Genomic DNA, 18,541 nt, shown 5'->3' with positions numbered 1-18,541 from the left:
GCCGTCGAGCGGACGCGGGGCGCGTCAGAGGCGCTCGGGGGTGCGGATGCCGAGCAGCGCCATGCCCTGCCGCAGGGTGCGGGCGGTCAGGTCGCAGAGGAAGAGGCGGTTCTCCCGCAGCTCCGGGGTCTCGGCCTTCAGGACCGGGCACTGGTCGTAGAAGGTGGTGTACGCCGAGGCCAGCGAGTAGAGGTACGAGGCCAGCTTGTGCGGCTCGTACGTCTCCGAGACACCCGCCAGGGTCTCCGCGAACTCGTCCAGCAGCAGGCCGAGTGACCGCTCGGCCGGGGCCAGCGGCAGCTCAGGGTGCGCCACCGGCTTCGCGTCGCCCGCCTTCCGGAGGATCGACTGGATACGTGCGTACGCGTACTGGAGGTACACGCTCGTGTCGCCGTTGAGCGAGACCATCCGGTCGAGGTCGAAGACGTAGTCCCGGCCGAGGGAGGTGGACAGGTCGGCGTACTTGATCGCGCCGATGCCGACCTCCCTGGCCCGGTCGGCGACCTCCTCGTCCGTCAGCTCCGAGGACTTCTCCCGGATGACGGTCGCGGCGCGCTCCACCGCCTCGTCCAGCAGGTCGACCAGCCGGAAGGTCTCACCGGACCGGGTCTTGTACGGCTTGCCGTCCTTGCCGAGCAGGGTGCCGAACGGGATGTGGAGCGCCTTGACCTCGTCGGTCAGCCAGCCGGCCCGCTTGGCCGTCTCGAAGACCATTTTGAAGTGCAGGGCCTGCCGGGAGTCGACCACGTACAGCAGCGTGTTCGCGTGCAGGTCCGCGGTGCGGTTCCGGACGGCGGACAGGTCGGTCGCGGCGTAGCCGAAGCCGCCGTCGGCCTTCTGCACGATGAGCGGGACGGGCTCGCCGTCCTTGCCCTTGATGTCGTCGAAGAAGACGCACAGCGCGCCGTTGGAGCGCACGGCCACACCGGACTTCTCCAGCAGCGTGCAGGTCTCCACGAGCATGTCGTTGTAGCCGGACTCGCCGACGACGTCCTCGTCCCGGATCGCGATGTCGAGCTTGTCGTAGACCGAGTTGAAGTAGATCTTCGACTCGTCCACGAACCGCTGCCACATCGCCAGCGTCTCCGGCTCGCCCGCCTGGAGGTCCACGACCCGCTTCCGCGACCGGGTCTTGAAGTCGTCGTCGGAGTCGAAGACCGTCCGGGACGCCTTGTAGAGCCGGTTGAGGCGCGACATGGAGGCCTCGCCGGCCTCCTCGGCGGCGTCGGTGCCGTCGCGGTCCCCGTGGTCCAGCTCGTGCGGGTGCTCGACCAGGTACTGGATGAGCATGCCGAACTGGGTGCCCCAGTCGCCGATGTGGTGGCGCCGGACCACCGTCTCGCCCTCGAACTCCAGGATCTTGACGAGCGCGTCGCCGATCACGGAGGACCGCAGGTGGCCGACGTGCATCTCCTTGGCCACGTTCGGCTGCGCGTAGTCGATCACCGTGATGCCGGGGTCGGCCTTGGCGGGCACGCCGAGCCGGTCGTCGGCGGCCCGGGCGGCCAGCGTCCGGGTGATCGCGGCGTCGGCGACGGTGATGTTCAGGAACCCGGGGCCGGAGACCTCGACGTCGGCGATGAGCCCGTCGTCCTTCGGGAGGGCGGCCACGACCTCGGCGGCCAGCTCGCGCGGGTTCGCCTTGTTCCGCTTGGCGAGGCCCAGCACACCGTTGGCCTGGAAGTCGGCCCGGTCGCTACGTCGCAGCAGCGGGTCGGCACCGAGGGCGTCAGCGACGCGCTGCTGGATCGTGGCGGAAAGCGAGTTGACCGAGGCCATGGGATGGGTGCTTCCTGAGAGGGATCAGAGATCAACCCTCAGTATCCCACGCGCTACCACTCATTTTTCTCTGGGACAATTGCCGGGTACCGAGCTACCCGCTGCACTGGTGGAAGGAAGTCGAGACAGTGGCTCAGAGCACCGAGGCCGACTGGGTCGCCCGCTTCGCGGACGACGTCATCGCGGAAGCCGGGCGGCGGGCTCCGGGCAAGAAAATCACCGTCGCTTCCGGGATCAGCCCGTCCGGGCCGATCCACCTGGGCAACCTCCGCGAGATCATGGTCCCGCACCTGGTCGCCGACGAGATCAAGCGGCGCGGCGTGCCCTGCGAGCACATCCTGTCGTGGGACGACTTCGACCGGTACCGCAAGGTCCCGGCCGGTTACGATCCCTCGTACGCGGAGCACATCGGCAAGCCCCTGACCGCCGTCCCGGCGCCCGAGGGCAGTGCGTACGAGAGCTGGTCCGACCACTTCAAGGCGCCCTTCCGCGAGGCGCTGGCCGCGCTCGGCGTCGAGGTCACCGAGATCAGCCAGACCGTCGAGTACACCTCCGGCACCTACCGCGAGCAGATCCTGCACGCGATGCGCGAGCGGCGCCGGATCGACGAGGTGCTCGGCCGCTACCGGACGAAGAAGAAGTCCGGCGGCGAGGAGCAGGACGACGAGGAAGCGTCGCTGGAGCAGGCCCCCGAGTACTACCCGTACAAGCCGTACTGCTCCGCCTGCGGCAAGGACACGACCACGGTCGTCGCCTACGACGACGACACCACCGAGCTCACCTACGACTGCCAGGCCTGCGGCAACCGCGAGACGGTCCGGCTGAGCGAGTTCGACCGCGGCAAGCTGGTGTGGAAGGTCGACTGGCCGATGCGCTGGGCCTTCAAGGGCGTGGACTTCGAGCCGTCCGGCGTGGACCACCAGTCGCCCGGCTCCTCGTGGATGGTCGGCCAGCAGCTCGTGCGCGAGATCTTCGGCGCCGAGCCGCCCATCGGCCCGATGTACGCGTTCGTGGGCATCAGCGGCATGGCCAAGATGTCCAGCTCCAAGGGCGGTGTGCCGATCGCGGCCGACGCCCTGCAGATCATGGAGCCGCAGCTGCTGCGCTGGCTGTACGCCCGCCGCCGGCCGAACCAGGCGTTCAACATCTCCTTCGGCGACGAGATCTCCCGCACCTACGACGAGTGGGACGCGCTGGAGCGCAAGGTCGCCGAGGGCACGGCCGCACCCGTCGACGTCGCGGTGCACTCGCGGGCCGCGCGCACGTCGAGCGGTGAGCTCCCGACCACCGCGCACAAGCTGTCCTTCCGCACCCTCGCCTCGGTCGTGGACATCACGACCGGCGACGAGGAGCAGACGCTGCGCATCCTGCGCGACCTCGACCAGGAGCGGCCGCTGGCCTCCCTGGACGACGCCCGGCCGCGCCTGGACTGCGCCGAGCACTGGGTCAGCACCCACGTCGAGCCGGAGGCCCGTACCCGGGTCCGCACCGAGCCCGACGCGGCGGCCCTGGAGGCACTGTCCGGCGAGGAGCGCGAGGCGCTGAAGCTGCTGGTGGACGGGCTGCCCGAGCACTGGTCGCTGGACGGGCTGACCACCTTGGTCTACGGAGTGCCGAAGACGCAGGCGGGCTTCGCGCCGGACGCCAAGCCGACGCCGGAACTCAAGGCCGCCCAGCGCTCGTTCTTCGCCCTGCTCTACAACCTGCTGGTCGGCCGGGACACCGGCCCCCGGCTGCCCACCCTGCTGCTGGCCGTGGGCCAGGACCGGGTGCGGGAGCTGCTCGCGGGCAGCTGACCCCGGCTCGTGCACGACGGCGGCGGGTGGCCGTGCCACCCGCCGCCGTCGCGCGTCCCGGGGCGAATATTCGAACGCGCCGCGGCGCGCGGGGCGTTATGGTCGTCGAGCGCGGGGCGGCTCCCGGTGTGCTTCCTTCTCTTCACTCTCACTGAATCGAGTGCACCCCCTTCCCGCCCCGCGCGCAACCGGCGTCACCGGTCCGGCGACCGGACCGGACCCGGGGCGGCTCACGGGCGTGCTTCCTTCTCACCGCTAAGTCGCATTCTTGCGATGGATTTCAGCGCGCCCATTTCCCGCCCTGAGGTCAACCAGGGGGAGAAACAGCGATGTTCACGACCACGACCGCACCCGCCACGACCGTTCCGCGTCCGCTCGCGGCCGTCATGCTCGCCCGCCGCGGAGCCGTCTACCTGCCCTCCGCCCCGGTGGGCGGGTCGCTCGGCAGCGCCGCCGGTGCGGCGCTGCTGGAGGCCGACCTCCTGGACCGCGGCTACCTGATGTCGTCCGGGCTGCGCGAAGCGCTCGCCGGGCGCGGCGAGACCGCGCTGGCCGCCGCGGGCCGCGCGCTGCTGGCCGACATCGACGAGGCGCTCGGCGCGGACAGGCCGCACGTGCCGCTGTTCCGCGACTTCCCCACCAGCACACCGGCCGACACGTTCGCGTTCTACGTCGATCGCGTGCTGACCCTGCTCTTCCAGTACCCGGAGCAGCCGTGCGTCCTGTGCGGCACGGACGGCACCGTCCACGCCGTCTCGCCCTGCGCGCACCTGGTGTGCCGGAGCTGCTTCGACGGCGCGGACTTCTCCGCGTGCCCCGTCTGCCACCGCCGCATCGACGCCGACGACCCCTTCCTGCGGCCGCGCCGGCCGCGCCGCTTCGGCGGCCGCCGCCGCGCCCTCCCCGAGCGGCTGCGCGTCCTGCACCACGGCGGCGACCTCGCCGCCCGGGACGCGGACGCGGTGCGCGAGATCCACGGGCTCCTCGCCAGGACCGGCGCCCTGAGCCCGCAGGACGCCGACGATTTGGCGGCACTGCTGGAGACCCGCGACCGGGCGGACGTCTCCTGGCTGCCCGAGCACATCCCCGGCCGCGAGACCAAGGCCCGCGTCCTGGCCTGGTTGCTGGCGGACGCCGCCGCCCACGGGACGACGGTCCCGGCCGCGACCGCCCGCATCGACACGGCGACCGACATCCTGCGGCTGCTCGCCGTGCGCTCCGGCGGCGACCCCGGCCTGGTCGACCTGCCGCGCTTCGTCTCGGTGCCCCGGCCGCTGCGGCGCGCCCTGCTCGGCGTGCTGGAGGGCCTGGCCCCCGACCTCGCCGTGCAGGACATGCGCCGGCACCGGCACGCGTGGCTGCGGGTCGCCGAACTGCTGCACCCCTTCGAGTACGCGGACCGCTTCCCCCGGGCGGCACTGGCCGTCGCGGCGCTGCGCGACACCCGGCTCGCCGACGGCGACGCGCTCACCGCGACCCTGCGGACGGCGGCCGGCGCGGACACGCGGATCGACGCCACCGGGACCACGGTCCGGGTGCGCGGCTGGGCGGGCCGGGTCGAGGCCGCGCTGCACGCCACGGACGTGCCGGCCGCTGTCGTCCTGCTGGCGCAGAGGCCGGGCGAGTTCGTGCGCCGACTCGACCACCTGCTGCGGCTGTCGGTCGCCGAGGACGCCGACACCGTCCTGTCCGCGCTGGAGCCCGCGGTGACGCGGGTGTCGCCCGCCGTGCTGCTGTCCGCGCTCGGCGAGCTGCGCAGCCGTCTCCGCGCGGTCCCCACCCGCGTGTTCTTCCCCAAGGGCGGCACTGCCAAGGCGCACTTGGTGGAGGACGACCGGCTGCCCATCGGGGCCGACGTCGTCGCGCGGGCCGTCGCCGTGCTGGAGGCCGAGGTGCTGCGGAGGGCGGCGCAGGGGGAGGCCGCCGACGTCGCCGTCGTGGACACGGGCCTGGACGGCGTGATCGCGCCGTTCACCGAGCGCACGGCCTCGCGCGCCCTGGTCACGCTGCCGCGCGGCAGCGAACTGCCCGTCCCGGACGGGCGGACCCTGCGGCTGTTCCTGCACTGGATGGAGAGCGAGGAGTCCGGCCGGACCGACCTGGACCTGTCCACGGCGCTGTTCGACGCCGAGTGGAACGCGGTCGGCCACTGCGACTACACGCGCCTGCGGTTCGGGGCGGACGCCGCCGTGCACTCGGGCGACCTGACCAGCGCCCCGGCGCCGCGGGGCGCGGCGGAGTTCGTGGACCTCGACCTGGACGCGCTCGCGGCCGCCGGGGTCCGCCATGTGGTCGCGGTGGTCTTCTCGTTCAACAGCGTCCCGTTCGAGGCCCTGGCCGAGGCGTTCGCCGGGCTCATGGTCCGCGAGCTGCCCGGGAACCGGGGGCCGGTCTTCGACGCCCGCGCCGTGGAGCAGCGCTACGACCTGACCGGCCGGGCCCGGGCGAGCGTGCCGCTGGTCGTCGACGTGGTGAACCGCACGATGCGCTGGCTGGACGTGACGAAGGGCGTCACCGGCACGCACCACTCGGTCGCGCGGCACGGGGACGACCTCGGCCTGCTCGGCAAGGCCCTGACCGCCCAGTTCGCCTCCGGCGCCCGCGTGGGCCTGGGCGAACTGGCCGTGTGGCAGGCGGCCGCCCGCGCCGCGACGGTGCTGCTGCGGCACACGGACGGCTCGGTGACGGCGTACCGGCGCCGCGCCGGGGAGGCGGTGGCCGGCTTCGCGGCCCGGATCGGGTCGCCCGACGCGGACGGCGACGTCGAGGTGCCCGAGGCACTCGGGCGGGCTCGGCTGGCCTGGCTGATCCGCGGGGACCTCGAACTTCCCGAGGGCGGCGAGGTGTTCGCGCTGCACCCGGCGGGGCTCGACGCGTCGCGGGTGCGGCTGCTGTCGGCGGCGGACGTCGTCGCCGCGCTGCCCCCGGCCCCGGCCGCGGTGACCAGGTGATGCGCCACGCGGCGGGCCCTACGGTCGTACGGGGGGCGGGCATTGCCCGCCCGGCGCACGCTCGTCCGCCCGCCGGAAAAGGGGCCTCCCCATGTGCCCGGGCGAGCGCGCGTTCGGCACGTCCGGCGTATGGAACCGTGTGGACCACGGGGTCCGCGCCGTGAGGCCTGCCGGCACATGATGCGCCAGGGCTCATCACGGAACCTGGCGCTGCACACCCGTCATCGGGCGCCGAACAGTCCGGCCTCTGTCGGCCCTACGCGATGTGGTCTTCCATCATCTGACTGTTGAGACGGGCCGCGAACTGGTCGTGGTAGCCGCTCAGCTCGCGAGCCGAGTAGCTCACCCCGTACGCAGCCAGGATGTTCGCGGCGAAAGCGCCGGGTGTGGGCATGCCCTCGCCCTCTATCGACTGCCGGAACACCCGGTACAGGTCCTCGTCCGAGGGCATCGCGTCCGCTATGCCCTCGCCGAGGGGACGCGTCCCACCCGCGCCGTTCGGCACCTGCAGGGACGGCTCCGGCGCCTGCTCTTGGACCGGTACGGGCAGCTGCTCCGGAGCAGGCTCGGGAGCGCGGGGCTGCGGTACCGGGGCCTGCTGCGGCCGTCCGTTGGCGAAGGCCTGCTGCTGTGGCGGCGCATATGCGTAAGGCTCGCTGTGCGGGTCGTAGCCGCCCCGGTAGGGCACGGGCTCAGGAGCGGCGAACCACTGGTTCGGCTGTTCCCCCGCATTCGCCGGCGTCGGTGCCTGGGCGGGCGTCGTGGCCCGAGCGAGCCCGGACTCGTGATGCTGCGGTACGACGGCAGGAGCCGCTGCTTGCGCGGGCCACAGCTGCTCGGTTCCTGCCGCGGTGAGACCGGCCGGTTCCGGGGCGGGCAGCGCGGCGGGCGCCGGCGCCGACGGCACCTCGATGCCGGCCGCCGCGAGGCCGACGGGCCCGGTCTCGGTGAGCGGGACGCCGAAGCGGGCGAGCCGCAGCGGCATCAGCGACTCCACCGGGGCCTTGCGGCGCCAGGCGCGGCCGTAGCGCGCGCGCAGCCGGGCCTGGTAGACGAGACGTTCCTGTTCCAGCCGGATGACCTCGTCGTAGCTGCGCAGCTCCCACAGCTTCATACGGCGCCACAGGCGGAAGGTCGGCAGCGGCGCCAGCAGCCAGCGGGCCAGGCGCACCGACTCCATGTGCTTGTCGGCCGTGATGTCGGCGATCCGGCCGATCGCGTGCCGGGCCGCCTCCACCGAGACCACGAAGAGGATCGGGATGATGCCGTGCATCCCGACGCCCAGCGGGTCCGGCCAGGCCGCCGCGCCGTTGAAGGCGATCGTCGCCGCCGTCAGCAGCCACGCGGTCTGGCGCAGCAGCGGGAAGGGGATGCGCAGCCAGGTCAGCAGCAGGTCCAGCGCGAGCAGGACCACGATTCCCGCGTCGACACCGACCGGGAAGACGTTGGCGAACCAGCCGAATCCCTTGGCGAGCGCGAGTTCGCGCACCGCCGCGTACGAGCCCGCGAAGCCGATCGCTGCGATGACCACCGCTCCGGCGACCACCACACCGACCAGGATGCGTTGCGTCCGGTTCATGCGTATCGCGGACACCCGCGACCCTCCAAGGCTCGGAAACTGGCCTGCCCAGCCTGCCACACGGGTCAATGGGCTTGTCGTACAAACGTGGTGAATCGGTACGGCGACGGGGGAGTTGTTACGCGTTCGCCGCCGCGACGGAAGCGGCGGCTTCCCTGGCCGCCTTCAAGGCGTTCTTGCGCAGTTCGTCGGCCGGCGGGGTCTTGGCGTCCTCCAGGCCGGCGCCGTTGTAGGTGAGCGCGACGACGGCGTTCCCGGAGCGGGCGACGACCGTGACGTCCCGGTACTCCTCCTTGTCCTTCGTGGTCCTGGAGGTGACCGCGGTGCCCGCGTCCCACGTCCCGGCGGCCGTGACGGTCTCGCTCGTGGCGCCCTTGGCGGCCTTCGCCTGCGCGACCAGCTCGTTGTAGCGCCGTACGGCCTGCTCCTCGGCGGAGCCGAGCCCGGCCACGGCGTCGTAGCGCTGGAGGGACACGTCCAGCCAGCGGTACTGGTAGCCGTTGAGGCCGTTCCAGGAGCAGCCGCCGCGCTCGTCGGCGGAGCCCGAGGTGACGGGCGTGCCCGAGCGCTTCTTCGCCTTCGGGACGAGGGACGCGACGGTCCTGGCGCCGACGGCCTCGCAGGCGACGGGCAGTTGCGCGTACTTCGCCGGGGCGACGGCCGGTGAGGCGGAGGCCGCGGGCGATCCCGAGGGGGACGCGGCGGACGCCGTCCGCTCCGCGCCGGCCTGTGCCTTCGGCGCGTCCGAGCCGGAGGAGCAGGCGGTGGCGAGGGTCACCGGCACGGCGGCGCAGGCGAGCAGACGGGCGAGGCGTGGGGCTGATCGGTGCATGTGTCCTTCGCTCACTTCTTCGCGTGTCCTGGCATGGCGCAAATGGCCAGACTACGCGGATCGCCTCATTCGTCCAGTTGATCTGCCAGTTCCGCGGCGACCTGGCGGGCGCCGGCCTGGAGGTCGGGACTGGGCGGTTCGACCGACTTGTCCATCGACCACTGGGAGAGGGCGACGGTGACGAGGACGTTGGCGATGCGGAAGACGACGGTCACGTCGCGGTGCAGGCCGGAGTCCCGGGTCACCAGTGCGTCGTCGAGGAAGGCGGCGTCACCGGGGCCGTCCAGGACGCGCGGCGCGAAGTCCGCCGGGGCGCCTGAGGGGCTGCCGCTCGGCGGTGCGGAAACCCCCGTCGAGCTGGGGCTCGTCGAGGGGTCGGGGGCGCCGGGGGGCGTGGCCGCGCCCGCCTGGCCGCCGGTGGGCACCAGGGGGACGTCGGCCTCCGCGGCGCGGGTGCGGTAGTCGGTCGCTGCCTGGTCGTCGTCGCTGACCGCGGGGTCGTACGACACCACGCGCTCCAGGTCGATCTGGAGGTACCGGTTGCCGAGGGCGGTCCGGCCCATCCACTTGCAGCCGACCTTGCGGTCCGTGTCGAACGTCACGCTCGCCTCGCCCGCGGCGTCGCCCGCGTTCGGCACGAGCGACGCGATGGTCGCGGCGGAGACCGAGCCGCACGGCTCGGGCAGCACGCGGTACTTGCCGGGCGGGGCCGCCGCGACGGTCTGGGCGCCGTTGGCCGCGTCGGCGGCGGCCGTGCCGCTCCCCGCGTCGCCGGAGCCGCTGCAGCCGGCCAGCGCCGCGGCGGCCAGTGCCACGGCGCACGTCCCGCTCAGCAGTGCCCGGACCCGGTTGGCGCGGTCTCCCGATGGCTGCACTGAGGTGGCCCCTTCCTCCGGCGGTGGCCCGGCGCTCACGTAAATCCCTTGGCGGGCGATGACACCGGGTAGACACAATGTCTACCGCACCGGCCGCGGCCGTCGCCGGGCCCGGGGGCTGTATGGATGACTTCCTCCCTGATGTCGTTTTTTATTGATGCATGGCTTTTATTCATTTTTGAGTGCTTTATTGGTTGAACCGTTCCATGAACCACCCCTGGGGGAAACGCAGATGTCCACATCCACCTACACCGAGGTCCCCGGCGTCCGGGTGCCGATCCGCATGTGGACCGACCCGGCCGCGGTCGAGGGCGTCGCGATGCAGCAACTGCGCAACGTCTCCTCGCTCCCGTGGATCAAGGGCCTCGCGGTCATGCCCGACGTCCACTACGGCAAGGGCGCCACGGTCGGCTCCGTCATCGCCATGCACGGCGCGGTCTGCCCCGCCGCGGTCGGTGTCGACATCGGCTGCGGCATGAGCGCCGTCAAGACCTCTCTGACGGCCAACGACCTGCCCGGCGACCTGTCGCGGCTGCGCTCCAAGATCGAGCAGGCCATCCCGGTGGGCCGGGGCATGCACGACGAGGCGGTCGACCCGGGCCGCCTGTACGGCCTGCCGGCGAGCGGCTGGGACGGATTCTGGGACGGCTTCGACGACCTCGCCGAGCCGGTCAGGTTCCGGCAGGAGCGCGCGGTGAAGCAGATGGGCACCCTCGGGTCGGGCAACCACTTCATCGAGGTCTGCCTCGACGAGGAGGGCTCGGTCTGGCTGATGCTGCACTCGGGTTCGCGCAACATCGGCAAGGAACTCGCCGAGCACCACATCGGCGAGGCCCAGAAGCTGCCGCACAACCAGGGCCTGATCGACCGCGACCTGGCCGTCTTCATCGCGGACACCCCGCAGATGGCGGCGTACCGGCGCGACCTGTTCTGGGCGCAGGACTACGCGAAGCGCAACCGCGCGATCATGATGGCCCTGTTCCAGGAGGTGCTGCGGCGCGAGTTCCGGAAGGCCAAGGTCACTTTCGACCAGGTCATCTCCTGCCACCACAACTACGTGGCGGAGGAGCGGTACGAGGGCATGGACCTGCTCGTCACCCGCAAGGGCGCGATCAGGGCCGGCAGCGGCGACTACGGGATCATCCCCGGTTCCATGGGCACCGGTTCGTACATCGTCCGCGGCCTCGGCAACCCCGACGCCTTCAACTCCGCCTCGCACGGCGCGGGCCGCAAGATGAGCCGCAACGCGGCGAAGAAGCGGTTCTCCACGCGGGACCTGGAGGAGCAGACCAGAGGCGTCGAGTGCCGCAAGGACTCGGGTGTCGTGGACGAGATCCCCGGCGCCTACAAGCCGATCGAGAAGGTCATCGAGCAGCAGCGGGATCTCGTGGAGGTCGTCGCGAAGCTCAAGCAGGTCGTCTGCGTCAAGGGATGACGCGCGTGCCCCCGGGCCGGCGCCGCCGGTCCGGGGGACGGCCGTGTCCGGCCCGGGTCACGGCTCGCGGTGCACCCGGTGCTGGGCGGCCTGGGCGCGGGGGCGGACGACCATGAGGTCGACGTTCACATGGGCGGGGCGGGTGACGGCCCAGGTGACGGCGTCGGCGATGTCGTCGGAGGTGAGGGGCTCGGCGACGCCCGCGTAGACCGCGGCGGCCTTCTCCTCGTCACCGTGGAAGCGGGTGAGGGCGAAGCCCTCCGACTTCACCATGCCGGGCGCGATCTCCACGACCCGGACGGGCTGCCCGAGCAGTTCCAGGCGCAGGGTGCCGGCGAGGGCGTGCGTGCCGTGCTTGGCGGCGACGTAGCCACCGCCGCCCTCGTAGGGCGTGAGGGCCGCGGTGGACGACAGGATCACCACGGTGCCGTCACCGGAGGCGACGAGCTTCGGCAGCAGCGCCTGCACGGTGTGGAGCACACCCAGCACGTTCACCTCGTACATCGTCCGCCACTCCTCGGGATCGGCGGTCGCGACGGGGTCGGCGCCGAGCGCGCCCCCGGCGTTGGCGAAGAGCACGTCGCAGCGGTCCAGGGACCCGGCGAGCGCGTCGACCGCGGCGCGGTCGGTGACGTCGAGGGCGACGGCGGCGGCGGAGTGGCCGGCCGCGGTGAGCTCCTTGGCGAGGGCGTCGAGCCGGTCGGCGCGGCGGGCGGTGAGCACGACGTGGTAGCCGGCTTCGGCGAGCCGGCGGGCGGTGGCGGCGCCGATGCCGCTGCTCGCTCCGGTGACGACTGCGGTACGGGGGCTCATGTCGTGCTGCCTTTCGCTCTCGCCGGTACGCGGCTGCGCTGCCTGGCCATGAGGGGAGCATAGGCGGGCCGCCGCTGGGGGAGCGCACGGTGGTGGGCCGCCCGAACCACCCGCGCGGGACCGGCGGGGCGCGGCAGGTGGGGCGGCGGGGTCAGGCGCTCTGGTCGCCGGTGGCGGAGGTCGACGCCTTGGCGAGTCCGGCGAGGGCGTCCTTGGCCGCGGCCAGCGCGCCGTCGCGCACCTCGGAGACGCCGGGCGCCTTCTTGGACTCGAAGTCGCTGCCGTTGTAGGTGACGGTCACGACCGCGTTGTCCTTGCGGAAGACCACGACGGCCTCGCGCGTCTGCTGCCCGTCCTCCGTGGTCACCTGGATGGACATGGACGCCTCGTCGCCGATGCCCGCTGCGGTGTTCGGCTTCTTCGAGCGGTCGTACGAGGCCTGCGCCGCCTTCTCGGCGCTCTGCCCGTTGCCGCTCGAGGCGACCTCGAAGGTCACGTCCAGCCAGCGGTAGTCGAAGCCCTTGAGCGCGTTCCAGGAGCAGCCCGTGCGGTGCGAAGGGTCGGTGAGGGCGAGCGACTTGCCCGCCGTCTTGGCCTCCGGCACCAGCTTCTTGATCGTGGCCGCCGTCATCGCCGTGCAGGGCGCGGGCGGTTTGGTGTACGTGATCGCCGGGGCCCCGGAGCTGCCGGGGGACTCCGGTGCGCCGGAGGGGCCGGAGCCGTTCGAGGAGCCGGAACCGCCGGAGGGCGCCGACGGCCGTGACGGGGAACCGCCGGCGGCCGACGGGCTCGCGGCGTCGTGCTGGGACGAGGCCATCGTCCAGCCGACGATGGCGAGTACGGCGGTGGGCAGCAGACGAGCCGCGAGAGTGAGGGGCAGGGGCGCCACAGCGGTCTTCTCTTCGTCGGTCCTGTGAAACAGCGGGACAACAGCCGGGGGAACGCAAGGGAGGGCGGAAAGGGGCGCACGAGGCCGGTGGGGCCTGAGCGTACGACGTGTAGATGAGATTGCCATACGAAAGTAGTCCGGGAACAGAGCAAGTGCGTAGGGCTTGTGCCACCCGGCGTGACGGGTGTAGCCGCGCGCCCCCGTACGGGAGGTCCTGCGGACCGGCTCCACCGCGGCCCCGGGCACCCCGGGGAGGCGCCGCGGTGCCGTCGGCGTGAACTCCCGTACGTAGAACGCCTCGACGCCCCCGCGCGCCACCGGGTCCATGTGCGGTGCGGCGGGCTTTGGACAGAGCGCGGTGCCGCGGGCCGCCGGGGCCCGGCCGGCAGCACCAGCAGGGCGCTGAGGACGCCGCGCGTGCCTGCGGAGCAGTGAGGCGGCGGCCTCCACCTCCGGGCTGGGCGCGTCGCCGGCGCAGGGCAGGACGACGTGCCGAGCGCACGGAGGACGGGCACTCTCCCCTCCAGGGGGAGGACGTCAGTCCGCCGCCCGCACCACGTGCTGGAGCAGGAGCGCGGTGGTCACCGGGCCCACACCGCCGGGGACCGGGGTGAGCGCGCCCGCGTGCGGCATGACCGAGGCGGCGTCCACGTCGCCGACGAGACCGCCCTCGGGGGTGGGGTTGGTCCCGACGTCGATCACGACGGCCCCGGGACGCACATGCGCGGCCGAGATCAGTCCGGGGCGGCCGGCCGCCGCGACGACGACGTCCGCGCCGGCGGTCACGGCGGCCAGGTCGGGGGTGCGGGAGTGGCAGACGGTCACCGTGGCGTCCCGGTCGAGCAGCAGGAGCGCCGCGGGCTTGCCGACCACCGTGGAGCGGCCGACGACGGCGACGTGCCGGCCGGACAACTCGATCCCGTGGTGCTCCAGGAGCGCCACGACCGCCTCCGCCGTCGCCGGGGCGAACGCGGGCAGCCGCGCGGCGAGCCGGCCGAGGCTGACCGGGTTGGCGCCGTCGACGTCCTTGCCGGGCGGAACGGCCGACGCCAGGTCTTCCAGAGCGGCGCCCGCCGGCAGCGGGGTCTGCAGGATGACGCCGTGGACGGCGATGTCCTCGCCGAGCCGGGTGAGTTCGGCGCGCAGGGCGGCCGCGGTCGCCTCCGGGCCCAGGTCGTGGATGTCGCAGACGATGCCGGACGCGGCGGCGGCGCGCGCGATGGAGCGCACGTACCAGGCGCTGGACTCGTCGGCGGTGGCGACGACGACCGCGAGCCGGGGCGGCCGTCCCGCCGCCGTCAGCGCGGCGGCGCGGGCGGTGGTCTCCTCCCGCAGGGCGGCGGCGAGTTCCCTGCCCGACAGGGTGCGTGCGGGGCTCATCGCGCGATCTCCCGGCGTACGGCGTCGGTCACGCGGTCGGCACGGTCCATGAGCGGGCCGGCGGCGCCGGCGGTCGCGGAGAATCCGGCCCGGACGGTGCCGTCCTTGATGCCGCCGAGGTTGATCTCGATGTTGACCCGCGCGGTTCCGGCGGCGGCGCGGGCCGCCTCCGTGGCGGCGGCGACGTCCGACAGGACGTTGCGGTTGCAGATCGGCAGCAGTTCCTCGGCGAGCGCGACCACGCGCTCCGCGACGCCGACGACCTCGGCCGGCGGGCGGGCCGCGCCCTCCAGGGCGGCGGCGACGGCGGCCGAGCGGGCCGTCTTCTCCTCGTCGGTGCCCTTGGGCAGCCGGTAGGCGTCGGTGACGGCGGTGAAGGCGGTGGCGTCCTCGGCGCCCAGGCGCAGGGCGGTCTCGCGCAGTTCGTCGGCGGCCGCGGCGATCCGCCCGACGGCGGCGGCGTGCGCGGCGTACCGCTCGCCCGTGGTGTAGCGGGCGACCATCGCCGCGAGGGCGGCGCCCTGGGCCGCGTGCAGGGCCGCCGAGGCGCCCCCGCCCGGCGCCGGCACCCGGGCGGACAACTCCTCCAGGAACTCACCGATCGTCTGGTCGCGCATGCCCGCGATCCTTTCACGGCGGCAGGGCCGGGACAGGTGTGGGAGCGCTCTCCTACGATGCGGGTCATGCGGAGCCTCACCAAGCGCACTCTGACGTCCGATCAGCTCTCCGCCCTGCTGCGCGCGTCGGCCGGGACCGGCTGCCGCGTCGAGGCCGAGCTGACGGACGGCTGGTTCAACGCCGCCTACCGTGTGCGGCTCGACGACGGACGCCCCGCCGTGGTGAAGGTCGCGCCCCCGCCGGAGGCCGCCGTACTGCGCTACGAGCGCGGCATCATGGCGACGGAGATCATGGTGCACCGCCGGGCCGCCGCCCTCGACGGCGTTCCGCTGCCCGAACTGCTCCACGCGGGGCCGGACTTCATGGCGCTGTCCGTCCTGCCCGGAACGCCCTGGGACAAGGCCGCCGACCGCCTCCCGCCCGGGCGGCAGGCCGCACTGCGCCGCGAACTCGGCCGGATCGCGGCGCGGCTGCACACCCTGACCTCGCAGGACGGCCGCTACGGCTACCCCGCCCCCGAAGCCGGGCTGTCGGCGGCGGACTGGCCGTCCGCCTTCGCCGCGATGGTCGAGGCGATGCTGGAGGACGCCGCGCGATGGCACTCCCCGCTCGGGGTGCCGGCCGGGGAGATACGGGAGCTGGTCGCCGCCGGCGCGTCGGCGCTCGCCCGGGTCGACCGGCCGCGGCTGGTCCACTTCGACCTGTGGCCCGGCAATGTCTTCGTCTCCGGCGACGGCACCGCCGTCACCGGCCTCATCGACCACGAACGCGCCTTCTTCGGCGACCCGGCGGCCGAACTGGTCTCCCTCGGCCTCGGCGGCGACACCGGCCCGGACAGCGATCTCGTCGCCGGCTACCGCGAGGCCGGCGGGCACCTGGACTTCGGGCCCGGCATGCGGCAGCGGCTGGCGCTCTACCGCCTCTACCTCGGCCTGATCATCGTCGTCGAGTGCGGTCCGCGCGGCTACGGCGCCGACCACCTGCGCAGCTGCCGTGCCGCGCTCGGGCGGTGGGCGGAGGAGGCCAGGGCCGCCGCGGCCGCCCGCTGAGGTCAGCCGGCGGAACCACCGGGCTGCACGACCATGTTGCGGCCGCCGAGCGGGCCGACCCGTCCGGCGTGGTCGGGCTGGTGCGCCGCCGGGGCCGCGCCCGTACCGGTGCCGCTCCCGGTCACGACAGGGGGCGCCGCGTGCGCCCCCTGGGAATGCTGCGCCGTGCCCGGGGTGATCGCCATCGGCGCCGCGGTGGTCGGCACGGCGGCGGCCGGTGCCGTGACGGCGCGGGTGGCGTCGGCCTTGGACTGCTCGTCCTTCTCCGGCGCGTGCGTCACCCCGAACCGGGTCCGCAGATGGTGCCCCGCCGCCTCGTCCAGACTCACCGGGCGCTGCAGCCGCACCGCCAGCCGGCTCGCCTCGCGGCCCAGTGCCGCCAGGTCCTCCCAGCGGAGGTGGACGACCAGGGGCAGTTCCGCCTCGCCGTCGGGAAGTGCCTGAAGTGCCTGGAAGGAGACGTTGCTCTGACTGTTCATCGGCCGGTCCTCACCCTCGTGACGATCTCGGGCAGCTTTTGTGCGGCACCCGCTACGCGAGGGGATACGCAGACCGCGCCCGCGGCGTTCACCCGGCCCGCCCCCGCCCTGTGCGGGCGGGGACGGGCTCAGAGGCGGCCGAGCGGCTACCGCGCGTTCATGAACTCACCGGGCTCCAGGGCGCGTTCGTTGATGCGGACATCGCCGATCCAGCCGTGCAGGAGCTGGTCGAGCTTGCCCCCGTACTCGTAGCCGCCGAGCATCCAGGGCAGGCCCAGGGCGGTGAGGCCGGAGGCGCGGGTGGAGGGGTTGCGGGCGACGGGGCAGCCGTCGACGTACATGGTGGTGTGGCGGCCGTCGTTGACGACGGCGACGTGCCACCAGGTGTCCAGCGGCAGCTCGTGGCCCCAGTTGGTGACCGAGCCGGCGGTGTTCAGCGGGTAGACGCACCACTGGAGCTCGCGCCCGCCGGACAGGCTGAGCGTCACGACCGGCTCGTCGGGGTCGCCCGCGGTCTTGCCGGCCTCGCGGCTGAGCCCCCAGCGGCTGAGCAGGGCGGCCCAGGCGTTGCGGCCCTCGTCCCAGTCGGCGGGGAGCTTGAAGAACGCCTCGAAGGTGTAACCGGAGCGGAACGTCGCCGAGTTGAGCGGGGCGTGGTCGCCGGTGGTCAGGTGGGCGCCGCGCAGCGGGCTCTTGTCGCCGGCGAAGTACAGGCTGGCGTGACCGGGCTGGTCGGGGTGGTGCTCGGCGGACCAGGTCAGGGCGGTCGCCGGGTCGGAGCCGGGCGCGACGACCTTGGTGAGGTCGTTGCCGCGGCCCGTCAGGTCGCGCACCCGGTCGGTGTCGTGGGAGGCGTCGAAGCGCCAGTACGCGACCGTGCCGGGGATCAGCATCCGCGAGGCCGGACGCGACGGGCGCGCGGCGACCGGGGCGAAGCCCGCGAAGCGCTCGGCGAAGTCGATGTCGACGGCGAAGCGGTCCTGCGGGCCCGTCAGCTCGACCTCCTCGCGCTCCAGTGCGTTCAGGCCCTCGCCGGCCCGGCCGAGGATCCAGGGGGAGACGGTCTCGACGTCGATGGTGTTGCGCGCCAGGTCGAAGCGGTAGAGCCGGATCATCGCGGCGCCGCCGTAGTAGCGGTTCTGGTAGTTCGTGATGTGCAGGTGGGTGGCATTGCCCGCGGCGTTGGTGCGGGTGGTCCGGGCGGGCGGCCAGAAGTGCCCGTTCAGGGTGAGGAAGATCTGGTCCGTGTCGTTGATCAGCTCGTCCCACAGCTCCTGGCCGTGGTCGGACAGCTGCGCCTCGTCGCCGTAGGTGTTCGCGTACACGACCTCGTGGGTCGTGAGGACCACCGGCGTGCCGGGGTGCCGCGCGACGACGTCCTTCGCCCAGGCGATGCCGCCCGGCGAGGGCCGCCAGTCCAGGGAGAGCACCATCCACTCGCGGCCGCCCGCGCGGAACAGGTGGTAGTGGTTGTAGCCGTCCGGGCTGGCGCCGCCGAACGTGGGCGCGTCGCGGTAGCGGTCCGGGCCGAAGACGTCCAGGTAGGGGGAGTCGCCCCGCTGGTCGTCGGTGGAGGAGTTGATGTCGTGGTTGCCCGCGACGACGCTGTAGGGCACGCCCTTGCGGTCCAGGATGCGGAACGCGTCGCCGACGGCGGCGAATTCACCGGCCTGGCCGTTCTGGGTGACATCACCCAGATGCGCCATGAAGACGATGTTCTCGTCCTTGCCGTGGTCCAGTAGGTACCGGAACGACGCCTCGACGGGGGCCGGGTGGATGCTCTCGCCGTCGAAGAGGTACTGCGTGTCCGGCATCACGACCAGCGTGAAGCGCGCGTCGTCGGTGTCGGGGCGCCAAGAGCCGCCGTGGCTCGTGCCGGCCGTCGCGGGGGGGGGGGCCCCCCCCCCGGGGGGGGGGGGGCCCCCCCCCCCCCCCCCCCCCCCCCCCCCCCCCCCCCCCCCCCCCCCCCCCCCCCCCCCCCCCCCCCCCCCCCCGCCCCGGCCCCCCCCCCCCCCCCCCCCCCCCCCGGGCCCGCGCCCGCTGAACTCCAGCTCGGCGATCAGCTC

The 18,541-nt window shown here is 73.4% G+C and carries 14 protein-coding genes; 4 read left to right on the top strand and 10 right to left on the bottom strand.

Features of this window, described 5'->3' with window-relative positions:
* Positions 1 to 24 precede the first annotated feature (24 nt).
* On the bottom strand, positions 25 to 1,779 hold the full coding sequence (argS, locus tag ACIP64_RS40270) for an arginine--tRNA ligase (RefSeq protein ID WP_401597512.1): 1,755 nt from the start codon (positions 1,777 to 1,779) through the stop codon (positions 25 to 27).
* 128 nt (positions 1,780 to 1,907) lie between these two features.
* Here argS and lysS point away from each other — a divergent pair, with 128 nt between their 5' ends.
* A complete protein-coding gene (gene lysS, locus ACIP64_RS40265) occupies positions 1,908 to 3,575 on the top strand; it encodes a lysine--tRNA ligase (RefSeq protein ID WP_401597509.1) in 1,668 nt (555 codons plus the stop codon).
* Positions 3,576 to 3,904: 329 nt separating this feature from the next.
* Complete coding sequence (locus ACIP64_RS40260) at positions 3,905 to 6,526, top strand: MXAN_6230/SCO0854 family RING domain-containing protein (protein ID WP_401597506.1); 2,622 nt, start codon at positions 3,905 to 3,907, stop codon at positions 6,524 to 6,526.
* 256 nt (positions 6,527 to 6,782) lie between these two features.
* Here the strand turns inward: ACIP64_RS40260 and ACIP64_RS40255 are convergent, their stop codons facing one another.
* The 3 genes from ACIP64_RS40255 to ACIP64_RS40245 form a co-directional block, all read right to left on the bottom strand.
* Positions 6,783 to 8,105 carry a DUF2637 domain-containing protein gene (locus ACIP64_RS40255; RefSeq protein ID WP_401597503.1) on the bottom strand — a complete coding sequence of 441 codons (1,323 nt, stop codon included), beginning with the start codon at positions 8,103 to 8,105 and terminating at the stop codon, positions 6,783 to 6,785.
* Between the two features lie 118 nt (positions 8,106 to 8,223).
* Entirely contained in the window at positions 8,224 to 8,937 is a 714-nt protein-coding gene (locus ACIP64_RS40250; protein WP_401597501.1) for a DUF3558 domain-containing protein, read from the bottom strand.
* Positions 8,938 to 9,002: 65 nt separating this feature from the next.
* Complete coding sequence (locus ACIP64_RS40245) at positions 9,003 to 9,812, bottom strand: hypothetical protein (RefSeq protein ID WP_401597498.1); 810 nt, start codon at positions 9,810 to 9,812, stop codon at positions 9,003 to 9,005.
* Positions 9,813 to 10,044: 232 nt separating this feature from the next.
* Between ACIP64_RS40245 and ACIP64_RS40240 the strand changes: the two genes are divergently transcribed.
* Positions 10,045 to 11,247, top strand: a complete 1,203-nt coding sequence (locus ACIP64_RS40240; RefSeq protein ID WP_401597495.1) for an RtcB family protein — start codon at positions 10,045 to 10,047, stop codon at positions 11,245 to 11,247.
* 57 nt (positions 11,248 to 11,304) lie between these two features.
* Here the strand turns inward: ACIP64_RS40240 and ACIP64_RS40235 are convergent, their stop codons facing one another.
* The 4 genes from ACIP64_RS40235 to ACIP64_RS40220 all read right to left on the bottom strand — a co-directional run bounded on the left by ACIP64_RS40235 (position 11,305) and on the right by ACIP64_RS40220 (position 14,946).
* Positions 11,305 to 12,060: an SDR family NAD(P)-dependent oxidoreductase gene (locus tag ACIP64_RS40235; protein ID WP_401597493.1), complete on the bottom strand. Its 756-nt coding sequence runs from the start codon at positions 12,058 to 12,060 to the stop codon at positions 11,305 to 11,307.
* 151 nt (positions 12,061 to 12,211) lie between these two features.
* Positions 12,212 to 12,949 carry a hypothetical protein gene (locus ACIP64_RS40230; protein WP_401597490.1) on the bottom strand — a complete coding sequence of 246 codons (738 nt, stop codon included), beginning with the start codon at positions 12,947 to 12,949 and terminating at the stop codon, positions 12,212 to 12,214.
* 537 nt (positions 12,950 to 13,486) lie between these two features.
* Positions 13,487 to 14,329, bottom strand: a complete 843-nt coding sequence (locus tag ACIP64_RS40225) for a bifunctional 5,10-methylenetetrahydrofolate dehydrogenase/5,10-methenyltetrahydrofolate cyclohydrolase (RefSeq protein WP_401597488.1) — start codon at positions 14,327 to 14,329, stop codon at positions 13,487 to 13,489.
* Entirely contained in the window at positions 14,326 to 14,946 is a 621-nt protein-coding gene (locus ACIP64_RS40220; protein ID WP_401597485.1) for a cyclodeaminase/cyclohydrolase family protein, read from the bottom strand. The genes ACIP64_RS40225 and ACIP64_RS40220 overlap by 4 nt, the downstream gene beginning before the upstream one ends.
* Positions 14,947 to 15,012: 66 nt before the next feature.
* Between ACIP64_RS40220 and ACIP64_RS40215 the strand changes: the two genes are divergently transcribed.
* Complete coding sequence (locus tag ACIP64_RS40215; protein WP_401597483.1) at positions 15,013 to 15,996, top strand: phosphotransferase family protein; 984 nt, start codon at positions 15,013 to 15,015, stop codon at positions 15,994 to 15,996.
* Between the two features lie 2 nt (positions 15,997 to 15,998).
* On the opposite strand, the gene ACIP64_RS40210 is transcribed toward ACIP64_RS40215, so the two are convergent.
* Complete coding sequence (locus ACIP64_RS40210) at positions 15,999 to 16,475, bottom strand: hypothetical protein (protein WP_401597481.1); 477 nt, start codon at positions 16,473 to 16,475, stop codon at positions 15,999 to 16,001.
* 146 nt (positions 16,476 to 16,621) lie between these two features.
* The gene (locus tag ACIP64_RS40205) at positions 16,622 to 18,289 is read right to left on the bottom strand and encodes a LamG-like jellyroll fold domain-containing protein (RefSeq protein WP_401597478.1); all 1,668 of its coding nucleotides are present in this window, start codon (positions 18,287 to 18,289) and stop codon (positions 16,622 to 16,624) included.
* Positions 18,290 to 18,541 lie beyond the last annotated feature (252 nt).

It is taken from the genome of Streptomyces sp. NPDC088733 (assembly GCF_044751185.1).
Taxonomy (GTDB): Bacteria; Actinomycetota; Actinomycetes; order Streptomycetales; family Streptomycetaceae; genus Actinacidiphila.
The sequence above is the reverse complement of the archived record's forward strand: the minus strand, read 5'-3'. Positions and strand labels throughout refer to the sequence as shown.

Excerpts from the sequence above, each read along its gene's own strand:
- argS (WP_401597512.1), bottom strand. The coding sequence starts at position 1,779 with ATGGCCTCGGTCAACTCGCTTTCCGCCACGATCCAGCAGCGCGTCGCT.
- ACIP64_RS40260 (WP_401597506.1), top strand. The coding sequence starts at position 3,905 with ATGTTCACGACCACGACCGCACCCGCCACGACCGTTCCGCGTCCGCTC.
- ACIP64_RS40255 (WP_401597503.1), bottom strand. The coding sequence starts at position 8,105 with ATGAACCGGACGCAACGCATCCTGGTCGGTGTGGTGGTCGCCGGAGCG.
- ACIP64_RS40250 (WP_401597501.1), bottom strand. The coding sequence starts at position 8,937 with ATGCACCGATCAGCCCCACGCCTCGCCCGTCTGCTCGCCTGCGCCGCC.
- ACIP64_RS40240 (WP_401597495.1), top strand. The coding sequence starts at position 10,045 with ATGTCCACATCCACCTACACCGAGGTCCCCGGCGTCCGGGTGCCGATC.
- ACIP64_RS40235 (WP_401597493.1), bottom strand. The coding sequence starts at position 12,060 with ATGAGCCCCCGTACCGCAGTCGTCACCGGAGCGAGCAGCGGCATCGGC.
- ACIP64_RS40225 (WP_401597488.1), bottom strand. The coding sequence starts at position 14,329 with ATGAGCCCCGCACGCACCCTGTCGGGCAGGGAACTCGCCGCCGCCCTG.
- ACIP64_RS40220 (WP_401597485.1), bottom strand. The coding sequence starts at position 14,946 with ATGCGCGACCAGACGATCGGTGAGTTCCTGGAGGAGTTGTCCGCCCGG.
- ACIP64_RS40215 (WP_401597483.1), top strand. The coding sequence starts at position 15,013 with ATGCGGAGCCTCACCAAGCGCACTCTGACGTCCGATCAGCTCTCCGCC.
- ACIP64_RS40210 (WP_401597481.1), bottom strand. The coding sequence starts at position 16,475 with ATGAACAGTCAGAGCAACGTCTCCTTCCAGGCACTTCAGGCACTTCCC.
- ACIP64_RS40205 (WP_401597478.1), bottom strand. The coding sequence starts at position 18,289 with ATGCCGGACACGCAGTACCTCTTCGACGGCGAGAGCATCCACCCGGCC.